This window comes from Marivita sp. (assembly GCF_017643905.1).
Taxonomy (GTDB): domain Bacteria; phylum Pseudomonadota; class Alphaproteobacteria; order Rhodobacterales; family Rhodobacteraceae; genus Marivita.
The window spans coordinates 1-6,000 of the sequence record NZ_JAEPMO010000203.1; the positions used below are offsets into that span (position 1 = coordinate 1).

Below are 6,000 nucleotides of genomic sequence, written 5' to 3' on the forward strand. Positions count from 1 at the left end.
ATGGGCATGGTCTTCCCGGTGTCGACCCACAATTATGAACTGCGCTATTGGCTGGCAGCGGGCGGGATCAATCCCGGATATTACAGCCCGGAGAACATCTCGGGTCAGATCGGCGCTGAAGTATTTCTTTCGGTGACGCCGCCGCCGCAAATGCCGGCCACGTTGGAGGCGGGAACGATCCACGGCTATTGCGTGGGCGAGCCGTGGAACCAGCAGGCGGTGTTCAAAGGCATCGGCGTGCCGGTCATCACCGATTATCAGCTGTGGAAGAACAACCCCGAAAAAGTGTTCGGCCTGGCCAAGGAATTCACCGAACAGAACCCAAACACCACGCTTGCCATCACCAAAGCGCTGATCCGCGCGGCAATCTGGCTGGACGAGAACGACAACGCCAATCGCCCTGCAGCGGTGGAGATCCTGAGCCGTCCTGAATACGTGGGCGCGGATTACGAGGTGATTGCCAACTCGATGACCGGGTTCTTCGAATTCGAAAAGGGCGACAAGCGCGACATTCCCGATTTCAACGTCTTCTTCCGCTACAACGCGACGTATCCGTTCTATTCGGACGCGGTGTGGTATCTGACGCAGATGCGCCGCTGGGGCCAGATCGACGAGGCCAAACCGGACAGCTGGTACGACGAGGTCGCGAAATCGGTCTACAAGCCCGAGATCTACCTGCAGGCCGCACGTTTTCTGGTGGATCAGGGGCTTGCGAATGAAGCGGACTTTCCGTGGGACAGCGATGGCTACAAGGAGCCGACGCCTGCTGCGGATATCATCGACGGCATTCCCTATGATGGCCGCGCACCCAATGCCTATCTCGAAAGCCTGCCCATCGGCCTGAAAGCCGAACAGATGGTCGTCGGCAACGAGGTCAAAGGCTGACGAGACGGGTCCGGGCTTCGGCCCGGACCCATCCTTCCGTGAAATCCAGGCTCCGGGTCCAGCCCTGAGCATTTCGCTCCCGCCGATGAGGACGTGCAAGACATGACAACCGTCGATCCCAATTTCGCTGAAACAGAAGACCGCGCCGCGCGCCGCGCCCGGCTTTTCACTCGCATCAATGCGGCCGACAAATGGTTCCAGGTTCTGGGCTTGTCGTGGCTGACACCGGTTCTGAAGGCGGCGGCTGGCGACAACCCGGCGGCGCAGATGAAGGAAATCTGGCGTCTTCTGGCGGTGCCAGTCATTGCCATTCTCGCGTTCCTGATGCTCTGGGGTGTACTGGCCCCAAAGGTGCAGACGTCGCTGGGTGCGGTTCCCGGACCGGCGCAAGTCTGGGCCGAAGCCATCACCCTGCATGAAGACGCGCAGGCCAAAGCCGAGAGCAAGGCCAAGTTCGAAGCGCAGGTGGCCAAATTGAACGAACGCCGCATCGAACAGGGTCAAGAGGCGGTGGCCCGCGCCTATACCGGGGCGCCGACCTATTACCAGCAGATCTGGACCTCGATCCAGACGGTGTTCTTTGGCTTCCTGATTGCCACCGTGGTTGCGGTGCCGCTTGGGATCGCTGCAGGTCTGTCGCCCATCGCGAATGCGGCGTTGAACCCGCTTATCCAGATCTTCAAACCGGTTTCGCCGCTGGCCTGGTTGCCGATCGTCACGATGATCGTATCGGCGCTTGCCGCCTCGAATGACGGTCTTTTGCCGAAAAGCTTTGTGATCTCGGCTGTCACCGTCACGTTGTGTTCGCTCTGGCCGACGCTCATCAACACCGCGCTGGGTGTCGCGAGCATCGACAAGGATCTCGTGAACGTCTCCAAGGTTCTCAAGATGAACACCTGGACCAAGATCACCAAACTGGTCCTGCCCTCGGCGCTTCCGCTGATTTTTACCGGGCTGCGTTTGTCGCTGGGTGTGGGCTGGATGGTTCTGATCGCGGCGGAAATGCTGGCGCAGAACCCGGGTCTTGGCAAATTCGTCTGGGACGAGTTCCAAAACGGTTCGAGTTCGAGCCTCGCCCGGATCATGGTTGCCGTGCTGACCATCGGGGTCATCGGCTTCCTGCTGGACCGCGTGATGTATGCTCTGCAGTCGCTCTTCACTTTCACGAACACCCGATGATCCGCGTTCAAGCAGCGAAGCAGTCGCGCGAAAGGACAAATCCATGGGTATTTTGACACTCAACTCCGTGAGCAAGAGCTTTGGGACTGGCACCCATGCCACCCATGTTCTCAAGGATATCACCCTTGATGTGCAGGAGGGCGAGTTCCTTGTCCTTCTTGGGTTCTCCGGCACGGGCAAGACAACTCTGATCAACCTGATGGTCGGTCTTGAGAAACCCTCCAAGGGAACGGTCACTTTCAAGGGTGCGCCGATTACCGAACCAAGCCCGGAACGAGGCGTGATCTTTCAAAGCTATTCGCTGATGCCGTGGCTTACGGTGAATGGGAATGTCGGACTGGCCGTGGATACGGTGTTTCCCGATCTGAGCAAAGCCGAGAAGGCCGAAAAGGTCGCGCATTACGTCAAGATGGTGGGTCTGAGCCATGCCGCGACGCGCCGTCCGGCGGAATTGTCGGGCGGTATGCGGCAGCGGGTCAACGTGGCCCGTGCTTTGGCGATGAACCCCGAGATGCTGCTCTTGGACGAACCGCTTTCTGCGCTGGATGCACTGACACGGGCCAATCTGGCCGATGAGATCGAAGGCATCTGGGAATCCGACAAGAAAACCTGCGTCTTGATCACAAACGATGTGGACGAGGCGATCATTCTTGCCGACCGCATCATCGCGCTGAACCCGGACGGTACATTGGGCGAAGAGTTCAAGGTCAGCATCCCGCGTCCGCGCGACCGGATCGAGATGAACACCAACGTCACGTTCAAGCGGTTGCGCGCGGATGTCACCAAATACCTGATGGATGTGGGGATCGAGGCCAAGATCGAGGGGACGCGGCACTTGCCGAATGTAACCCCGATCCACGGTTTGCCAGCGGCGGTGAAAGACGCACAGCAGGGTCTGATCGAAAGCCGGTTTCTGGATTTCTCGCAGTTGCACAAGGTCTACCCAACGCCAAAAGGGCCGCTGACCGTGGTCGAGGATTTCGATCTCAAGATTGATCGGGGCGAGTTTGTCAGCCTGATCGGCCATTCGGGGTGCGGCAAGTCCACGGTTCTGACAATGGCCGCCGGTCTGAATTCGATCTCGAAAGGCGCGATCAAGCTGGATGGTCGCCATGTCGAAGGCGCGGATCCCGAACGTGCGGTGGTGTTTCAGTCCCCGAACCTTTTTCCCTGGCTGTCCGCACGCGAAAACTGCGCCATCGGGGTCGACAAGGTGTACCCCAAAGCGTCTAGGGCCGAGCGGCAGGATGTGGTGGAATACTACCTCGAGCGTGTTGGTCTGGCGGATGCGATGGACAAGCCTGCAAGCGACATGTCGAACGGCATGCAGCAGCGGGTTGGCATTGCGCGGGCGTTTGCGCTGTCTCCGAAACTGCTGTTGCTGGACGAGCCGTTTGGCATGCTTGACAGTCTGACCCGCTGGGAATTGCAGGAAGTGCTGATGGAGGTCTGGTCCCGGACCAAGGTCACCGCGATCTGTGTGACCCATGACGTGGACGAGGCGATCCTGCTGGCCGACCGCGTTGTCATGATGACCAACGGACCGCAGGCCACCATTGGCAAGATCGTTCCGGTGGACCTGCCGCGCCCACGGACCCGCAAGGCGCTTCTCGAACATCCTGACTACTACAGTTACCGCCAGGAGGTACTCGATTTCCTTGAAGAGTATGAACACGGCGCAAAGCCCAAGTCCAAACTCGCGGCCCCCAAAGCGGTCGCGGCGGAGTGATCTCATGACCAAACAGAAGCTTATCGTGATCGGTGCGGGCATGGCGACAGGGCGGATGCTGGAGCATCTGACGGACGCAGCGCCTGACGCCTACGACATCACGCTGTTCAACGCGGAACCGCGTGGCAATTACAACCGGATCATGCTCAGCCCTGTGCTGGCGGGGGATAAGACCTACGACGAGATCATCACCCATGATGACGCGTGGTATGCCGCGCGCGGTATCACCTGCCGCTTTGGCGAGGCCGTGGCCGGGATCGACCGTTCGGCCAAGACCGTAACCGCAGCGAACGGCGATGTGCTGACTTATGACAAGTTGGTGTTCGGCACCGGGTCGACCCCGTTCATGATCCCGCTTCCGGGACATGATCTTGAGGGTGTCATCGCCTATCGCGATCTTGAAGACACCCAAGCCATGATGGCCATGGGTCCGGGCAAGAAGGTAGTGGTGATCGGCGGTGGTCTGCTGGGGCTGGAAGCCGCTGCTGGCATGGCGGCGCGCGGTGTGGAGGTCACGGTCGTCCACATCATGGGCCACCTGATGGAACGGCAGTTGGACGAAGCCGCAGGGTACCTGCTGAAATCCTCGCTTGAGGCCAAGGGCATCACCGTCAGGCTGCGTGCCAATTCCAAGGAAATTCTTGGTGCCGCTGGAAGGGTACGGGGTTTGTTGCTGGATGATGGGACGGAACTGCCCTGCGAACTGCTGGTGATGGCGGTGGGCATCCGACCAAATGTCGCGCTGGCGCAAGGTGCCGGTCTGGCTGTGGGCAAGGGCATCCATGTCGATGACCAGATGCTCACATCGGACGCAAATGTGCTGGCCATCGGAGAATGTGTCGAGCATGACGGCGCGCTGTTTGGGCTTGTCGCGCCGCTTTACGACCAAGCCAAGGTTGCGGCCCAGACGCTGTTGGGCGAAGCAGCGAATTTCAAGCAAAAGACGCTGTCGACGAAACTCAAGGTCACGGGGTGTGATCTGTTCTCCGCCGGGGATTTCGCTGACGGGGAGGGGCGCGAAGACATTGTGTTCCGTGACCCCGCCCGCGGCGTCTACAAGCGGTTGGTCATCGAAGGCACGCGGCTTGTCGGGGCTGTCCTGTATGGCGACACAGTCGACAGTACGTGGTTCTTTGGCCTGATCCAGTCGGGCCAAGACATCTCCGAGATGCGCGAGACGCTGATCTTTGGCCCTGCCTACCAGGGGGGTGCCTCTGTGGACCCTCTCTCAGCCGTTGCAGCATTGCCGCCTGAGGCGGAAATTTGCGGCTGCAACGGCATTTGCAAAGGGACCATCGTCACAGCAATTGAAGGGGGAGCGTCTGATCTGGGTGCCGTGCGCGCCACAACCAAGGCCAGCGCCTCCTGCGGCACCTGCACAGGGCTGGTGGAACAGCTGCTCCAGCTAACGCTGGGAGACCAGTTCCAGAAGCCCGCAGCACAGCCCATCTGCGGCTGCTGTGACCTGACCCACGAGGACGTGCGCCGTCTGATCAAGTCGCAAGAGCTGAAATCGCAGGAAGCCGTCTGGCAGGAGTTGGGCTGGAAGACCCGCAATGGCTGCCATGTCTGCCGCCCTGCGGTGAACTTCTACCTACTGGCCGACTGGCCGCTTGAGTATCAGGACGATCCGCAAAGCCGTTTCGTCAACGAACGCAAACACGCCAATATTCAGAAGGATGGCACTTTCAGCGTCGTGCCCCGGATGTGGGGCGGGATCACCACCCCGACCGAATTGCGCGCCATCGCGGATGCAGCGGACAAGTACAATGTGCCGACGGTCAAGGTGACGGGTGGGCAGCGGATCGACCTGCTGGGTGTGAAAGGCGAGGATCTGCCGTTTATCTGGGCCGACCTGAACAAGGCCGGTCTGGTGTCCGGGCACGCCTATTCCAAGGGGCTTCGCACGGTGAAAACCTGCGTGGGCACCGATCACTGCCGATTTGGTACGCAGGACAGCACCGGGCTTGGCATCAAGTTGGAGCAGACGCTTTGGGGGTCTTGGACACCGCACAAGGTCAAGCTGGCGGTCTCGGGCTGCCCGCGCAACTGTGCGGAGGCCACCTGCAAGGATGTGGGTATCGTCTGTGTGGACAGCGGGTACCAAGTCGGGGTTGCCGGTGCGGCTGGCATGGATGTGAAAGAGACCGAGCGGCTTTGCGACGTTCCAACCGAAGCCGAGGCCATCGATGTCACGGTCGCTTTCA

General features: G+C 60.2%; 4 protein-coding genes. All 4 read left to right on the top strand.

All coding sequences use genetic code 11. The annotated features are described in order from the left end of the window. Positions 1 to 885, top strand: an 885-nt coding sequence (locus JJ869_RS21315) for a CmpA/NrtA family ABC transporter substrate-binding protein (RefSeq protein WP_292270508.1), incomplete at its 5' end; no start/stop codon positions are given. Positions 886 to 987: 102 nt separating this feature from the next. Then, positions 988 to 2,064: an ABC transporter permease gene (locus JJ869_RS21320; RefSeq protein WP_292270511.1), complete on the top strand. Its 1,077-nt coding sequence runs from the start codon at positions 988 to 990 to the stop codon at positions 2,062 to 2,064. Between the two features lie 43 nt (positions 2,065 to 2,107). Beyond that, positions 2,108 to 3,793 (top strand): ABC transporter ATP-binding protein, encoded by a 1,686-nt coding sequence (locus JJ869_RS21325; protein WP_292270514.1) that lies wholly within the window; start codon positions 2,108 to 2,110, stop codon positions 3,791 to 3,793. Between the two features lie 4 nt (positions 3,794 to 3,797). Beyond that, on the top strand, positions 3,798 to 6,000 hold a 2,203-nt coding region (gene nirB, locus JJ869_RS21330), incomplete at its 3' end, for a nitrite reductase large subunit NirB (protein WP_292270517.1).